Raw genomic sequence first — 15,913 nt, 5'->3', positions numbered from 1 at the left:
TCCTGCCTTGCCATACTCTCAACAATTCAACGGGCGGTGCTGCCGGTTGCGGCGATCAGTGCAGCGTCGGCTTTGGCTTTTCCAGCGGGCCGGCGTGCTCCGAGCGGGTAAATCCATTATGGCAAAGAATGGCGGCCATACGCACGTATTCAACGACTTCCTCCAGCGACTGCGCCAGCTCTTCCTGATCTTCATCTTCGTCATAGCCGAGCTGGCCGATATTGCGCAGATCGTCGATGGCTTCCTTTAGCTCGCCCTTGATTTTATCCAGCTGCGGCTGCATCACGCCCAGCCCCAGCAGGAAATGATTTACCCAGCCGGCCAGCGCGTCCACGCGCTCGAATACCGTGGCGCGGTCGTCGTCGGGCAGCAGCAGCTGAAACATAAACTCCTCGTCGTCCAGGGTTTGCGCGGTGGCTTCGTGCAGCTGGCGCAGCGGGTCGGCCAGGGTCTGGGAAAAGGCCATGCCCTCGTTGGTCAGCTCGTGCACCAGCGTCTGCCAACTGTGATCCTTGTTGCCGCCGCACAGCATGCCGCTTATCAAACCATGCATTTCCGCCGGCGTCAGCGCCACGGCCTGTTGGTTAAGCAGTTGGGTCAGGTTATCGTAGTCGGGAAAGGTATTTTGTATAGACATGCGCTTTCATCGTCGTTGGCAGGATAAGTTCGTGTTATGCTACCACCAAGGTCCGTAGCTATACCAGAAAGGGCGTGTATCTTCTGTTTTATATGGATTCTTCTGTTTGATATAGCGCATGGATATAGAGTATAGTTGCGCCCGCCCTGTGCTCCCGCAATGGTGAAACGGGAGTGGCCTGGCGTCGGCGCGGTAACAAAGCAGGAAGGTGGTATGTCCGCACAACCGGTAGATATTCAAATTTTTGGCCGCACGTTAAGGGTAAATTGCCCGCCGGAACAACAAGAAGCGTTGAACCAGGCGGCGGAAGATCTTAATCAGCGGTTGCAAGATCTCAAAGTTCGCACTAGAGTCACCAATACAGAACAGCTTGTTTTTATCGCGGCACTGAACGTATGCCACGAACTGGCGCAGGAAAGAGTTAAAACCCGTGATTACGCCGCCAACATGGAACAGCGGATCCGGTTACTGCAGCAGACGATTGAGCAGGCACTGGTAGAACAGGGCCGTATCTCCGAGCGACCAGGCACGCAGTTCGAGTAACGATAGCCGCCGGGAAAATCCCGCGGAACAGGAATACAAAATTTCTCTGAGGTGTTCGCCAGCGGGCCCGTCCCCTGAGCCGATAATTTTTACCACAAGAATGTGGCGATCTGTAACTGGTGCGCAAGCTCGGTTCGTCCGAGAAGCCTTAAGGTTATAACGCTGCGTTCACCTTGAACCATGGGTTCAAGGGTTACAGCCTGCGGCGGCATCTCGGAGATCCCTTTATAGCGTAGCGTCGGCTTGCATCAGCAGCGGACGCGCGCGTCAGCGGCGCGGCTTGGTACGGCTCTCGGCACGGCGTATCAGGCTTCCCCCCCCTGCCACACTCTATTCCCCGACAGCGTTTTTTCAGACCCGATTTCTTTATCCGCGTACGTTATGACATCCCCCCGGACCGTCTTTATGACATACTTTATTACCTTCTTATTCCGGTATAGCGCGTAATCAGCCATGACCCAGTCGCCCGAAACGTCCCTGCAGCGGCAAAGCCTCCGCAACCATATCCGCCGGCAACGCCGCCGGCTCACCCCGGCCGAACAGGCCGCTGCGGCCGCGGCGCTGGTCAAAACCCTGCTGGCCGACCCGCGGGTTACCGCGGCCCGCAGCCTGGCGCTGTTTTTATCGTTTGACGGCGAGCTGGATACCCGGCCGCTTATTGAGGCGCTCTGGCAACGCGACCAGCGCGTCTATTTGCCGGTGCTGCACCCTTTCAGCCCGGGCCACCTGTTGTTCCTGCGCTACAGGCCCGATACGCCGCTGGTGCTGAACCGCCTGCATATCAGCGAGCCGCGGCTGGACGTGACCCAGCTCTTGCCGGCGCGGCATCTCGATATACTGTTTACCCCGCTGGTGGCCTTTGATGCCCGGGGCCAGCGCCTGGGCATGGGCGGCGGCTTTTACGATCGCACCCTGCGGCACTGGCGGCGCGGCGCCGGCTTCTACCCCATCGGGCTGGCCCACGATTGCCAGCAGGTGGACGCCATACCGGCGGAGCCCTGGGATATCCCGTTGCCGGAAATTGTTACCCCGTCGCGGCACTGGCGCTGGTAAACCGCCGGGGACGGATGGCAGCCCTTGGCCCGGTGGTGTACCCGGCATGCACGGTAAGCTGGCGGTACCCATAAAAAAACCCCGGCTCGCTAAGCCGGGGCTGGGGTCGACCACGTCAGGCGCGCAGCTATCAGTACAGCAGGCGGGCGCGGATAGTGCCGGGTATCGCCTTCAGCAGCTGTAGGGCGGTATTTTCGGTATCGGTTTCCACATCAATGACCACATAACCGATTTCGGGCGTGGTTTGCAGATACTGGGCGGCGATATTGATGCTTTGCTCGGCAAAAATCTGGTTGATGCGGGTCAGGATCCCGGGACGGTTTTCATGGATATGCAGTAAACGGCTGACGTTATCACCATGTTCCGGCAGCGAGACTTCCGGGAAATTGACCGCCGACAGGGTCGAGCCGTTATCGGAGTATTTGGCCAGTTTGCCCGCCACTTCCACGCCGATATTTTCCTGCGCTTCCTCGGTGGATCCGCCGATATGCGGCGTCAGGATCACATTATCGAATTCACACAGCGGCGAGTTGAACGGATCGCTGTTGGTGGCGGGCTCTTCGGGGAACACGTCCACGGCGGCGCCGGCGATATGTTTACTGGCCAGGGCGTCGCACAGGGCCGGGATATCCACCACCGTACCGCGCGAGGCGTTGATAAACAGCGACCCCGGCTTCATATGGCCGAATTCTTCCTTGCCCATCATATTGCGGGTGGACTGGGTATCCGGCACATGCAGGGAGACCACGTCGCACATACCCAGCAGCTCAGGCAGCGAATCCACCTGGCGCGCGTTGCCCAGGGACAGTTTGCTCTCGATATCGTAATAGAACACCTGCATCCCCAGGCCTTCCGCCAGGATACTCAGCTGGGTGCCGATATGGCCGTAACCGATGATGCCCAGTTTCTTGCCGCGCGCTTCATAGCTGCCGCTCGCCTGCTTGTTCCACTGGCCGCGGTGCGCTTTGGCGTTGGCCTCCGGGACGCCGCGTATCATCAGCAGCATTTCGCCGAGCACCAATTCCGCCACGGAGCGGGTATTGGAAAAAGGCGCATTGAATACCGGCACGCCTTTTTTCAGCGCGGCTTTCAGATCGACCTGATTGGTGCCGATACAAAAGCAGCCGACGGCAACGAGTTTTTCCGCCGCGGCAAAGATGTCTTCCGTCAGGTGGGTACGGGATCGGATGCCGATAAAGTGCGCGTCGCGCACGGAGGCTTTCAGTGCCGCGGAATCCAGCGCGCCCTTATGGTATTCAATATTGGTATAACCGGCGCGTTTCAGGTTATCCACCGCGCTGGGGTGAACACCTTCGACCAACAGAAACTTAATCTTATCTTTTTCCAGCGATACTTTTGCCATTTCCCGACCCTTTTTGAGACTTCAGATGCGACTGCAACACACAGCACCCGGACAAAATAACAAAAATTACCGTGGCGGCAACAGGGCCGTTTATCCTTAAGACAGCATAAGACGCAGCCATAAGCGATTGCTATGGATAAATCCTCTGGTCTGGTGGAGAAGCGTCATATATATAGCAGGCCGATGGCATAAATGTGACATTTATCACTGAATTTCGCCTGCGGCGATAAAAGATGCTATGTAAACAAAATTAACATCCACCGCCGCCGGCGTGGAAAGCCGGCGGCGGCGGCGGGCGGCGGTAAAACCGGCCTGTTACTCGATAACCTGAACGCCCCCGGCGGTGCCGATCAGCGCCACATCCGCGCCGCGCCGGGCAAACAGGCCCACGGTCACCACGCCGGGCAGGCTGTTGATTTTGTCTTCCAGGGCCACCGCGTCCAGGATGCGCAGGTTGCGCACGTCCAGGATAATATTGCCGTTATCGGTTACCACGCCCTGGCGGTACTCCGGCAATCCGCCCAGTTTCACCAGCTCGCGCGCCACATAGGCGCGCGCCATCGGGATCACTTCCACCGGCAGGGGAAAATTGCCAAGGACGTCCACCCGTTTGGATCCATCGACGATACAGATAAATTTACGCGCGACCGCCGCGATGATTTTTTCGCGCGTCAGGGCCGCCCCGCCGCCTTTGATCATCTGCATCTGGCCGTTGATTTCATCGGCGCCGTCGACATAGATGTCCAGCACGTCGACGCTGTTGAGATCCAGCAGCGGGATACCGAGGCTCTTCAGCTTGGCCGAGGAGGCGTCCGAACTGGAGACCGCCCCTTCGATTTGATTCCTGATGCTGCCCAGGGCATCGATAAAATGCGCGGCGGTGGACCCGGTGCCGACGCCGACGATCGTGCCCGGTTTCACATACTTCAATGCCGACCAGCCCACCGCCTTTTTCAGTTCATCCTGCGTCATAAATAATTAAGCCCTTGGCTACGGAAAGTGGGCGGTATTATAAAACAATATCATCGCCGATGGCGTGAATTCCGCCACAACCCGCCGCATCCCGGATGCCCGCGCCTGACATGGCTAAAATTTTGCGTCCGCAACCGGGTCAATCTATGGCATAGTGAAAACCGGTGACCAAAAAGTACCTATTGATGCACAGAGATATCGACGCAGGGGATAAAGAATGAAACGCCCGGACTATCGGACGCTGCAGGCGCTTGACGCCGTGATACGGGAACGGGGTTTTGAACGCGCCGCGCAAAAATTATGTATCACCCAATCCGCGGTATCGCAGCGCATAAAACAACTGGAAAACCTGTTCGGCCAGCCGCTGCTGGTGCGTACCATTCCCCCACGGCCCACCGAACAAGGGCAAAAGCTGCTGGCCTTGCTGCATCAGGTGGAATTGCTGGAGGACGAATGGCTGGGCACCGATAACGGCAGCGACACGCCGCTGCTGCTGTCGCTGGCGGTGAATGCCGACAGCCTGGCGACCTGGCTGCTGCCGGCGCTGAAACCGGTGCTGACCGATTCGCCTATCCGCCTTAATTTACAGGTGGAAGATGAAACGCGTACCCAGGAAAGGCTAAGGCGCGGCGAAGTGGTGGGCGCGGTCAGTATCCAGCCCCAGCCGCTGCCGAGCTGCCTGGTGGATCAACTGGGCGCCCTGGATTATCTGTTCGTGGCATCCCAGCCTTTTGCCGATCGTTATTTCCCCCACGGCGTGACGCGCAGCGCGCTGCTGAAAGCGCCGGCGGTGGCGTTTGACCATCTGGACGATATGCACCAGGCGTTTTTGCAGCAGAACTTTGACCTGCCGCCGGGCAGCGTGCCCTGCCATATCGTCAACTCATCGGAAGCCTTCGTGCAGCTGGCGCGCCAGGGCACGACCTGCTGCATGATCCCGCATCTGCAAATCGAACGGGAGCTGGCGACGGGCGAACTGATAGACCTGACGCCGGGCCTGTACCAGCGCCGCATGCTGTTCTGGCATCGGTTTGCGCCGGAAAGCCGCATGATGCGCAAAGTGACCGACGCCCTGCTCTCCCATGGCCGGCAGGTCTTGCGCCAGGCCTGAGGGCCGCACAGCGCCGGCGCGCCCCGCAGTGGGACGCATCGGCCACACCCGCCGCCTAGGGCTGGCGTTGCAGCTCGAACACGACATCCACCTGATCGTCAAAATGGATCGCCTGCTGGACATAGGTCTGGGCCGCATCGGTCTGCGACATGGCCTCGTTGGTCTTAAACATCCGCGCCACCGGCACCGGCTGGTAGTTCGCCACATGGTAACGAATGCTGAAAATCGGCCCCAGGGTGGCTTTAAAGCCTTCCGCCAGCGAACGGGCCTGGGAAGTGGCGTTTTCAATCGCCTTGTTGCGCGCCCGATCGCGGTAGGCGTCCGGATTAGCCACGCCCAGCTCGACGGAGCGGATTTCATTCAGGCCGGATTTCAGCGCGCCGTCCAGCAGTTCATTGAGCTTATCAAGCTGGCGGAGCGTGACCTGCACCTGGCGCACGGCGCGATAGCCTTTCAGCACCGATTCCCCGGTCTTTAAAAAATCATATTCCGGCTGGGTGCGCAGGTTCGCGGCGTCGATATCTTTATTTTCGATGCCGTTTTTATTAAGAAAATCAAAATATTGCGCCACGCGCGCGTCCACCTGTTTTTTAGCGTCGGCGGCGTCTTTCGAGGAAATCGACACTTCGATGGTCAGGGTGGCGATATCCGGCGTCGCCTCGACGCTTGACGTGCCGGAGGTGATCACATGCGGCCCGGCGGGAAGCTCGGCGGCCAGCGCCTGGGTCGTAAACGATCCTAATCCCAACAGGGTGGTTAACAGCAATGCTTTGACCTTCATGACGTCTCCTGTGCGGCAAAATGCGCTGAATATAAATGAAAATACCGCCTATGATTGCGCATTTTCATCTAAAAACAACGCCCTTTGCGCTTATTTACCGTTATGTGATTATCGGCACCCAGCATAATCGTTGCCGTTGCGTTAAAATATAGGATAAGTTCGCAATCTCATGCAGCGCCACGCCCCGGGCACTACACCGGCTGCGCGGTAAACATCTGCCAGGCCTGGCGCGCCAACTGCAGCGCCACCAGCCACATCACCACGCCGACGAATAACTGGATCCCGCGCTGCACCCGGCCGCGGTTAAGCCAGGGGGCCAGACGCGCCGACAGCATGGCCAGGCCGTAGAACCATACCAGGGACGCGCCGATGGTGCCGCCGGCGAACCAGCGCCGCGCCGCCGGCTCCAGTTGCCCGCCGATACTGCCCAGCACCACCAGCGTATCCAGGTAAACGTGGGGATTGAGCCAGGTCACCGCCAGCATGGTAAGGATAATGCGCCGCCGCGACGGGCGGAAGGCCTCGCCCGGGACACCGGCGCGGTCGGCCCCTTCCCCGCGCCAGGCGTTTTTCAGCGCGCAAAAGCCATACACCGCCAAAAACGCCACCCCCGCCAGGGTCACGCCCTGCAACAATATGGGCGACTGCGACAGCAGCGCGCTGCTGCCAAAAACGCCGGCGATAATCAGCGCCATATCGCTTAACAGGCACAAAGTGGCGATCAGCAAATGATATTGCCGCCGTATGCCCTGGTTCATCACCAGGATATTCTGCGGCCCAAGGGGCACAATGGTCGCCATGCCCAACGCAAAACCCTGCATAAAAATAACCCACACGTCGCTCACCGCCTGCTGCCAATAAAAAGTAGCGCTAGTGTAATCAGAAGCGGATATCAGTTGAAATGGAATAAATTAATCTTGCATTAGCATTGCTTATAATCTGATCACCTGTGCGTCAGCGTGCAAGGCTGACCGCCGGCATGGCGTGACAACCCGCCGCGCCGGCGGGTTTAGCGGCAAGGCCTCTCAGGAGGGTTGCCGCGGCGCAGCCGGGGCCGCGGGCGAATGGCCGCCCTCGGCCGCCGCCTCGGATTTGGGCTTGGGCGCGCGATACATATGCACATCCATTTGCGGATAGGGAATGCCGATCTGGTGCTCGTCAAGGGCGCGTTTAAAGCTTTCCAGCAGGTCGAAGGTGGCGTTTTGCAGCGCATCCCGCGGTACCCAGGCGCGGACCATAAAATCGAGCGACGAGGCCCCCAGGGCGTTGAGGCGCACGGTAATACCCTTATCTTTCAGCACGCGGCTGTCGGCGGCGATAATATCGGTCAGCAGGCTTTTCACCTGTTCGATATCGGCGTCGTAGCTCACGCTGATAATCAAATCGATCAGCCGGTTGGGTTCCCGCGAGAAGTTGGTGATATTGCCGGACAGGATCTTGCTGTTGGGCACCACGATCATTTTGCCGTCGAAGGTGCGCAGCGTGGTGGAAAAGATCTGCACCACCAGCACGGTGCCGGCGGTGCCGGCGAAATCGACATACTCCCCGGCGCGAAAATGGCGGAAGGTCACCAGCAGCACGCCGGCGGCGAAATTGGACAGCGAGCCTTGCAGCGCCAGGCCTACCGCCAGGCCGGCGGCGCCGATAACCGCAATCACCGACGCGGTCTGCACGCCGATGCGCCCCAGGGCCGCGATAATGGTGAAAATGATGATGCCGTAACGGACAATGGCGGAGAGAAAGTCCGCCACGGTAATATCGATGTGGCGCGTTCTCATCAGTTTGTTGAGGGTGCGCGAAATGACGCCCGCAACCAGCATCCCGACGATCAGAATGATAATGGCGGCGACGATGTTCACCGCGTAATGGATTAATAATTGCTGGTTATTGACCAGCCAGCTGCCGGCGTCATTGATTTTATCGACTACGTTTAGATCTTCCATTTAGGTCATCCCACTCTGGTGTATTGCAAAAAAAAACCTGCCGGCGCTGACGTGCCGGCAACAACGGAGCCTTTTAAGCGTAACCAATAATCGGATGACTGCCAACGTCAGGTGGAAAAACGGCCGAAAATAATGCGCCTTATCATAACGTTAAAGGCCTCCACGCGGGAGGCCTTTAGAGAAGGGCAATGACGGCGGAAAAATTACAGCACGTCTATCGCATTCAATTCCTGAAACGCCAGTTCCAGGCGGGTAGCCATGGAGACCTGTCCGGCACGCAGCCAGGCACGCGGATCGTAGAATTTCTTGTTCGGTTTGTCGTCGCCTTCCGGGTTGCCCAGCTGGGTTTCCAGGTAGCCGGCATTCTTGTGGTAATACTTCAGGATACCTTCCCAGGTTGCCCATTGGGTATCGGTATCGATGTTCATTTTCACGACGCCGTAGCTCACCGCTTCTTTAATTTCTTCCGGAGTCGAGCCCGAGCCGCCGTGGAACACCAGGTTCAGGGAGTTAGCCGGCAGGCCGAATTTTTCCGAAACGAATTTCTGCGAGTTATCCAGAATTTTCGGAGTCAGCTTAACGTTGCCCGGTTTGTAAACACCATGCACATTGCCGAAGGCGGCGGCGATGGTGAAACGCGGGCTGATGGCGTTGAGCTTTTCATACGCGTAGGCCACGTCTTCCGGCTGGGTATACAGCGCGGAGTTATCCAGATGGCTGTTGTCCACGCCGTCTTCTTCACCACCGGTGCAGCCCAGTTCGATTTCCAGCGTCATGTCCAGCTTGGCCATGCGGGCCAGGTACTTGCCGCTGATTTCAATGTTTTCTTCCAGCGGCTCTTCGGACAGATCGATCATATGCGAGGAGAACAGCGGTTTGCCGGTGGCGGCGTAATGTTTTTCACCCGCGTCCAACAGGCCGTCAAGCCAGGGCAGCAGTTTTTTGGCGCAATGGTCGGTATGCAGGATAACCGGCACGCCGTAATGCTCCGCCATATGATGGACATGCAGCGCGCCGGCGATAGCGCCGAGAACCGCGGCAGTCTGGCCTTCGACCTTCAGGCCTTTACCGGCGATAAAAGCCGCGCCGCCGTTGGAGAACTGAACGATAATCGGCGCGCGTACCTTCGCGGCGGCTTCCAGCGCGGCGTTAATGGAATCCGTGCCTACGCAGTTAACGGCGGGCAGGGCAAAGTGGTTTTCCTTCGCCACGGCAAATACTTTTTGTACGTCGTCACCGGTGATGACGCCTGGTTTTACAAAATCAAAAATCTTAGACATATTGCTTTGTCCTGTTCTGTAGGCCATTGATGGAGGGAATCAAATACCGTTGCCCTAGCCTGCATTCGCAACGATGTTTGCGGGCGCCGTGATGCCGCGCCCGGCTCGCTAATGCGTTATTGTTTTGCGCGCTCTTCAAGCATAACCACGGCCGGCAGTTTTTTGCCTTCCACGAACTCAAGGAACGCGCCGCCGCCGGTGGAAATATAAGAAATTTTGTCCGCGATGCCAAACAGGTCGATGGCGGCCAGGGTGTCGCCGCCGCCGGCGATGGAAAACGCGTCGCTGTCGGCAATGGCGTTGGCCACGATTTCGGTGCCTTTGCGGAAGTTAGGGAACTCGAACACGCCCACCGGGCCGTTCCACAAAATGGTCTTGGCTTTTTTCAGGATATCGGCCAGCTGCTGCGCGGACACATCGCCCAAATCCAGCACCTGCTCGTTGTCTTTGATCTCGCTGGCGGATTTCAGGGTGGCCGGCGCGGTTTCCGAGAATTCGGTGGCGACGCGGACATCGGTCGGGACCGGGATCTGGCAGGTCTGCAGCAGGCGCTTCGCTTCAGGAATCAAATCGGCTTCGTACAGGGATTTGCCCACGTTGTGGCCCTGGGCGGCGATAAAGGTATTGGCGATGCCGCCGCCGACAATCAGCTGATCGGCAATTTTGGACAGGGAGTCCAGCACGGTCAGTTTCGTCGACACCTTGGATCCGCCGACAATGGCCACCATCGGGCGCGCCGGGTTGCCAAGAGCCTTGCCCAGCGCTTCAAGTTCATTGGACAGCAGCGGGCCGGCGCAGGCGATAGGCGCGAATTTTCCCACGCCATGGGTGGAGGCCTGGGCGCGGTGCGCGGTGCCGAAGGCGTCCATGACATAAATATCGCACAGCGCGGCGTATTTTTTCGCCAGGGTTTCGTCGTCTTTCTTTTCGCCTTTGTTAAAGCGGACGTTTTCCAGCACCACCAGCTCGCCCGGCTTGATTTCCAGGCCGTCCAGATAATCCTTGGCCAGGCGTACCGGCGCGGACATATGTTCCTTCAGGTAATTCACTACCGGCAGCAAAGAAAACTCTTCGTTGTATTCGCCTTCGGTCGGACGACCAAGATGGGACGTCACCATGACGCTCGCGCCTTGTTTCAGGGCGGCTTCAATGGTGGGCAGGGACGCGCGGATGCGCGCGTCGGACGTGACTTTCCCGTCTTTAACCGGAACGTTCAGATCAGAACGGATAAGCACGCGTTTACCAGCCAGATCCAGATCGGTCATCTTAATTACAGCCATGGTGAACCCTCTTGTTGATTCTTGGAAAATTGCCTGAACGGCGGGAGGCGCATCGTCGCCCGCCGGCCGAGAAGCCGCTTACGGTCTGCGCCTGGCGGGAGAACCTCTCCATTGGCGCAGCCGTGTGTCTGTTTATTGTCTGCCCTTGTTTCATCACCGTTATTTTTTAACATACCGGCCTGGGGGAAACGTTGCGTCTCGTGCTCACGCGCCCCGTGGCATGCCGCCGTCCGTCAGGACGGGCGAGGATAACGTTGAAATGCGGTCATGATTGTAGAGCATGTTATACAGTCAACTATACCACGAAATGCGTCCCATGCCGCTTTTTGCGATAATTCCGCGCCGGCCGGCGGCGGTCAAAATGAGCGCGCGGCCAGGAGCCACGCGGGTGATCACTGCCTGGGGCCCCGTGGTTGGCGGAGGCGGCGCTGATGAATAAAACCGCCGGCGCCACCGCCAACTGAAACGCTTCAGCTAGAATAATCAAAATTAGATAGCAGCGGAATAATTTTGCCAAATATGTGACGCAGATCCGTTTCCGCCGGTTAAAATGGTGTTTTTTTGTGCATTTGTCGGGGAAAAATTCAGATATTGACGATAAGGAATAACCACGTAATAATTGTTCGCGCAGTAGCCCGCACGGCGCTGTCGTAGGCGTTACCGTCATCCAACGCGTCCTTTGCCGAGAGGATCCCAGCAGGGAGTGTCTCGGGGTCACTAAAGGCGCTTTATCATGACATCATCCCCTTTTTTCGCATTCGTCCGCCTGTCTCGTACCGCTGTCTTGCCGGGGCATTCCCCCGCGATTACCCTGGCTCTGGCCTTTCCGGCGTTACTTGCCGTCACCGCCCCTTATTTCGCCCGATCGCCCGCGGTGCGTCATGATTCTATATTTGTTCCGGACAGTCGTGTTCAGTCCCTGGCCGCGCGGGCAACCCGCCATCACGCGGGGACGCGTTTGCGCCCCGGCCGTTCTCCGCCTCGCCATTTGCAGGGTGAGTCGGGAGGCGGTCAGACCATAAGCATACGATCACAATACAATACAGGAGCGACGAATGATGAAAATGACCGGCAACACTATCCTTATCACCGGCGGCACCAGCGGCATCGGCCGCGGGCTGGCCGATGCCTTCCACGACCTGGGCAATAAGGTCGTCGTCACGGGGCGCCGGCAGGCCCTGCTAGATGAAATCACGGCGGGCAGGCCCGGCATGGTCGGGATGTCCCTCGATCTTAACGATCCGGCCTCCTTGTCCCGCCTCGCCGGCGACGTGCGCGCGCGCTTTCCTGAGCTCAACGTGCTTATCGCCAACGCCGGTATCTCGCGGGCGGAGGACATGACCGCGGCCGGCTGGGATGTTTCCGACGCCCGGGACATCGTGGAAACCAATATCATGGGCGTGCTGCGCGTTACCGCCGCGTTTCTGCCGGTGCTGCAAGGGCGGCCGGACGCGGTCATCATGGCCACCAGTTCCAACCTAGCCTTCGTACCCCGCGCCGATTTCCCGACGTATTGCGCCAGCAAGGCCTTCCTGCACTCCTGGTTACAATCGCTGCGCCATCAGTTGCGCCATATTCCCATCGATGTGCTGGAACTGGCGCCGCCCTACGTACAGACCGGGCTCACGGGCGATCGGCAGGCTCGCGACCCGCGCGCGGTTCCGCTCGCGGCTTATGTAGCGGAGGTCATGCAATTGCTGGCCTCGGGGGATCACCCCGCAGGCGAAGTGCTGGTCGAGCGCGACAGGGCCCGGCGCTGGGCCGAGCGGGAGGGTCGCTACGACGCCACCTTTGCCGCCATGAACCCAGGCTGAAGACAGCGGGATAGCGGCGCGCCGGCGGGGGCTTAGCGCGCCCGCCGGCGCGCCAATAAAAAAGGCACCCGCAGGTGCCTTTAAGCGTCGTGGCGAGGAGGCCAGCAGGCTACGCCAACAGCGTGCGCGCCTTGTCCAGCACGTTTTCGGCGGTGAAGCCGAACAGGGTAAACAGCTCCTCCGCCGGCGCGGATTCGCCAAAGCTGGTCATGCCGACGACGGCGCCGTTCAGGCCCACATACTTGTACCAGTAATCGGCAATGCCGGCCTCGATGGCCAGCCGCGCGCCCACCGCCTTCGGCAGCACCGCCTCACGGTACGCCGCGTCCTGCAGATCGAATACCTCCGGCGACGGCAGCGACACCACCCTCACCCGGCGGCCTTCGGCGCTTAGCGTTTCCCACGCCGACACGGCCAGCGACACTTCCGAACCGGTGGCGATAATCAGCAGCTCAGGCGTGCCGTCGCAGTGTTTCAGCACATAACCGCCGCGGGCGATATCGGCCAACTGCTGCGCGCTGCGCGGCTGCTGCGTCAGGTTCTGGCGCGAGAACACCAGGGTGCTCGGACCGGTGGCATGCTCCACCGCCTGCTGCCAGGCCACGGCGGATTCCACCTGATCGCACGGGCGCCAGGTGCGCATGTTCGGCGTCAGCCGCAGGCTCGCCAGCTGTTCCACCGGCTGGTGCGTCGGGCCATCCTCCCCCAGGCCGATGGAATCATGGGTATACACGTAGATGGAGCGGATTTTCATCAGCGCCGCCATGCGCACCGCGTTGCGGGCATACTCCACGAACATCAGGAAGGTGGCGGTGTAGGGCACGAAGCCGCCGTGCACCGCGAGACCGTTGGCGATCGCCGTCATGCCGAACTCGCGTACGCCGTAGTGAATATAATTACCCGCCTTATCGTCGCCCAGGGAGACGGATTTCGCCCAGAGCGTCAGGTTGCTCGGCGCCAGGTCGGCGGAACCGCCCAGCAGTTCCGGCAGATCCGGGCCAAAGGCGTCCAGGGCGTTCTGCGAAGCTTTACGGCTGGCGATATTGGCCGGGTTGGCCTGCAGTTTTTCGATATACGCCCGGCTCTTCGCCTGCCAGTCGGCGGGCAGGCGGCCTTCGGTGCGGCGGATGAACTCCGCCGCCAGCGCCGGGAACGCGCTGCGGTAGGCGGCGAACTTATCGTTCCAGGCGGCTTCTTTGGCCGCGCCGGCTTCTTTGGCATCCCATTGGGCGTAGATATCCTGCGGGATCTCGAACGCCGGAGAGTTCCAGCCCAGCTGCACGCGCGTGGCGGCCACTTCCGCCTCGCCCAGCGGCGCGCCGTGCGCTTCATGGGAGCCGGCCTTGTTCGGCGAGCCAAAACCAATCACCGTCTTGCACATCAGCAGCGACGGCCGGTCGGTTACCGCGCGCGCCTCATCAATCGCCGCTTTCAACGCCGCGCTGTCGTGGCCGTCGACGCCGCGCACCACATGCCAGCCATAGGCTTCGAAACGCGAGGCGGTGTCGTCGCTGAACCAGCCTTCCACATGCCCGTCGATGGAAATGCCGTTGTCGTCGTAGAACGCCGTCAGCTTGCCGAGCTTCATGGTACCGGCCAGCGAGCAGACCTCATGGGAGATGCCTTCCATCATGCAGCCGTCGCCCATAAACACATAGGTATGGTGGTCGACGATGTCATGGCCCGGACGGTTAAACTGCGCCGCCAGGGTGCGCTCGGCTATCGCCATGCCCACCGCGTTGGCGATGCCTTGTCCCAGCGGCCCGGTGGTGGTCTCCACGCCGGCGGTATAACCGTATTCCGGGTGGCCCGGGGTCTTGGAATGCAGCTGGCGGAAGTTCTTCAGCTCCTCGATGGGCAGGTTATAGCCGGTCAGGTGCAACAGGCTGTAGAGCAGCATGGAGCCATGGCCGTTGGAGAGGATAAAGCGGTCGCGGTCGGCCCATTTGGGATTGGCGGGATTATGGTTGAGGTAGTCGCGCCACAGCACTTCGGCGATATCCGCCATGCCCATCGGGGCGCCGGGGTGGCCGGATTTGGCTTTTTGCACCGCGTCCATGCTTAACGCGCGGATGGCGTTAGCCAGCTCTTTTCGGGATGTCATGAATTACTCCGTTTCGGATTGAATAGTGTCTCGTTGCCCAAGCCATCATAAAATCAATCACTTAACTTCAGAGACTGTGAAAATATCGATAAATGTACCCTAAAAAGGTCATAATTGTATATGCAGGAATGCGCGATAAATAGGGGATAATCCCCTGATCGTACGGCACGACGATGCGATGGAAAAAACACCATCATTCATGCCATAAAATCTGTTAACAGACTCACAATTTTTCTTAATATCTTATGGGAAAACAAAATAATGACCCTATCTGTACTGCCCTGGGCCGGCTTAAGCATTATCGCCATCACGCTGCTGAGCGGTTGTGAAAATCTCGACCAGAACACCCTGATGCAATCGGGCGGCCAGGCGTTTGTGGCGGCCACCCTGAGCGATAGCCAGGTCAAGGCGCTGAGCGCCGAATCCTGCGCGCAAATGGACCAGAAGGCGCAAATCGCCCCCGCCGGCAGCCCCTACGCCCAGCGCCTGGCGACCGTTGCCGCCGCGCTGGGGGATAATATCGCCGGCACCCCGGCCGATTATAAGGTTTACCTGACCAAGGACGTCAACGCCTGGGCCATGGCCAATGGCTGCATCCGCGTCTACAGCGGCCTGATGGATCTGATGACGGATAATGAAGTCGAGGCGGTGGTCGGCCATGAAATGGGCCACGTCGCGCTGGGGCACAGCCGCAAGGCCATGCAGCTGGCCTATGCCACCACCGCGGCGCGCACCGCCGCGGCCTCGGTGGGCGGCGTCACGGCGGCGTTATCGCAATCGCAGCTGGGCGAGCTTGGGCAGGCGTTGATCGGCGCGCAGTTTTCCCAGCGCCAGGAAAGCGAAGCGGACGACTATTCCTTTGATTTGCTGAAAAAACGCCATATCGACCCGCAGGGGCTGGTGACCAGCTTTGAAAAGCTGGCCGGCATGGAAAAGGGACAAGGCGGCAGTATGTTTGATTCCCATCCGACGTCGCAGGCGCGGGCGCAGCATATCCGCGATCGCATCGCGGCGGGCAAATAAAGGGCGGGA

The 15,913-nt window shown here is 59.4% G+C and carries 14 protein-coding genes and 1 other RNA gene; 6 read left to right on the top strand and 9 right to left on the bottom strand.

Going from position 1 to position 15,913, the window contains the following annotated elements:
• Positions 1–55: 55 nt before the first annotated feature.
• The gene (locus ACL2XG_RS20435; RefSeq protein ID WP_410013593.1) at positions 56–637 is read right to left on the bottom strand and encodes a YecA family protein; all 582 of its coding nucleotides are present in this window, start codon (positions 635–637) and stop codon (positions 56–58) included.
• A gap of 213 nt (positions 638–850) precedes the next feature.
• Between ACL2XG_RS20435 and zapA the strand changes: the two genes are divergently transcribed.
• The 3 genes from zapA (at position 851) to ACL2XG_RS20420 (ending at position 2,233) form a co-directional block, all read left to right on the top strand.
• Entirely contained in the window at positions 851–1,180 is a 330-nt protein-coding gene (gene zapA / locus ACL2XG_RS20430; protein ID WP_410013592.1) for a cell division protein ZapA, read from the top strand.
• 40 nt (positions 1,181–1,220) lie between these two features.
• Positions 1,221–1,404, top strand: a non-coding RNA gene (gene ssrS / locus ACL2XG_RS20425) — 6S RNA.
• Between the two features lie 229 nt (positions 1,405–1,633).
• On the top strand, positions 1,634–2,233 hold the full coding sequence (locus ACL2XG_RS20420; protein WP_413721420.1) for a 5-formyltetrahydrofolate cyclo-ligase: 600 nt from the start codon (positions 1,634–1,636) through the stop codon (positions 2,231–2,233).
• A 130-nt stretch (positions 2,234–2,363) separates the two neighbouring features.
• Here the strand turns inward: ACL2XG_RS20420 and serA are convergent, their stop codons facing one another.
• Together serA and rpiA are read right to left on the bottom strand one after the other, a co-directional pair.
• Positions 2,364–3,596 (bottom strand): phosphoglycerate dehydrogenase, encoded by a 1,233-nt coding sequence (serA, locus tag ACL2XG_RS20415; protein ID WP_413721421.1) that lies wholly within the window; start codon positions 3,594–3,596, stop codon positions 2,364–2,366.
• Positions 3,597–3,911: 315 nt separating this feature from the next.
• Positions 3,912–4,568 carry a ribose-5-phosphate isomerase RpiA gene (gene rpiA / locus ACL2XG_RS20410; RefSeq protein WP_410013589.1) on the bottom strand — a complete coding sequence of 219 codons (657 nt, stop codon included), beginning with the start codon at positions 4,566–4,568 and terminating at the stop codon, positions 3,912–3,914.
• A gap of 217 nt (positions 4,569–4,785) precedes the next feature.
• Here rpiA and ACL2XG_RS20405 point away from each other — a divergent pair, with 217 nt between their 5' ends.
• Positions 4,786–5,679, top strand: a complete 894-nt coding sequence (locus ACL2XG_RS20405) for a LysR family transcriptional regulator ArgP (RefSeq protein WP_410013588.1) — start codon at positions 4,786–4,788, stop codon at positions 5,677–5,679.
• 55 nt (positions 5,680–5,734) lie between these two features.
• Here the strand turns inward: ACL2XG_RS20405 and ACL2XG_RS20400 are convergent, their stop codons facing one another.
• From ACL2XG_RS20400 to pgk, 5 genes are all read right to left on the bottom strand, one after another.
• A complete protein-coding gene (locus tag ACL2XG_RS20400) occupies positions 5,735–6,460 on the bottom strand; it encodes an oxidative stress defense protein (protein WP_410013587.1) in 726 nt (241 codons plus the stop codon).
• 191 nt (positions 6,461–6,651) lie between these two features.
• Entirely contained in the window at positions 6,652–7,281 is a 630-nt protein-coding gene (locus ACL2XG_RS20395; protein WP_413723493.1) for a LysE family transporter, read from the bottom strand.
• A 204-nt stretch (positions 7,282–7,485) separates the two neighbouring features.
• Positions 7,486–8,403, bottom strand: coding sequence for a small-conductance mechanosensitive channel MscS (gene mscS / locus ACL2XG_RS20390; RefSeq protein ID WP_410013586.1), 918 nt, complete (start codon positions 8,401–8,403; stop codon positions 7,486–7,488).
• Between the two features lie 203 nt (positions 8,404–8,606).
• On the bottom strand, positions 8,607–9,683 hold the full coding sequence (gene fbaA, locus ACL2XG_RS20385; RefSeq protein WP_410013585.1) for a class II fructose-bisphosphate aldolase: 1,077 nt from the start codon (positions 9,681–9,683) through the stop codon (positions 8,607–8,609).
• A gap of 116 nt (positions 9,684–9,799) precedes the next feature.
• Complete coding sequence (gene pgk / locus ACL2XG_RS20380; protein ID WP_410013584.1) at positions 9,800–10,963, bottom strand: phosphoglycerate kinase; 1,164 nt, start codon at positions 10,961–10,963, stop codon at positions 9,800–9,802.
• A 1,055-nt stretch (positions 10,964–12,018) separates the two neighbouring features.
• Between pgk and ACL2XG_RS20375 the strand changes: the two genes are divergently transcribed.
• A complete protein-coding gene (locus ACL2XG_RS20375; RefSeq protein ID WP_413721422.1) occupies positions 12,019–12,777 on the top strand; it encodes an SDR family oxidoreductase in 759 nt (252 codons plus the stop codon).
• A gap of 109 nt (positions 12,778–12,886) precedes the next feature.
• Here ACL2XG_RS20375 and tkt read toward each other — a convergent pair whose 3' ends face one another.
• Positions 12,887–14,881 carry a transketolase gene (gene tkt, locus ACL2XG_RS20370; protein WP_413721423.1) on the bottom strand — a complete coding sequence of 665 codons (1,995 nt, stop codon included), beginning with the start codon at positions 14,879–14,881 and terminating at the stop codon, positions 12,887–12,889.
• A gap of 261 nt (positions 14,882–15,142) precedes the next feature.
• Here tkt and ACL2XG_RS20365 point away from each other — a divergent pair, with 261 nt between their 5' ends.
• A complete protein-coding gene (locus ACL2XG_RS20365; protein WP_413721424.1) occupies positions 15,143–15,904 on the top strand; it encodes a M48 family metallopeptidase in 762 nt (253 codons plus the stop codon).
• The last annotated feature ends 9 nt before the right edge of the window (positions 15,905–15,913 follow it).

It is taken from the genome of Sodalis sp. RH24, assembly GCF_047324145.1.
Classification (GTDB): Bacteria; Pseudomonadota; Gammaproteobacteria; order Enterobacterales; family Enterobacteriaceae; genus Acerihabitans.
The sequence above is the reverse complement of the archived record's forward strand: the minus strand, read 5'-3'. Positions and strand labels throughout refer to the sequence as shown.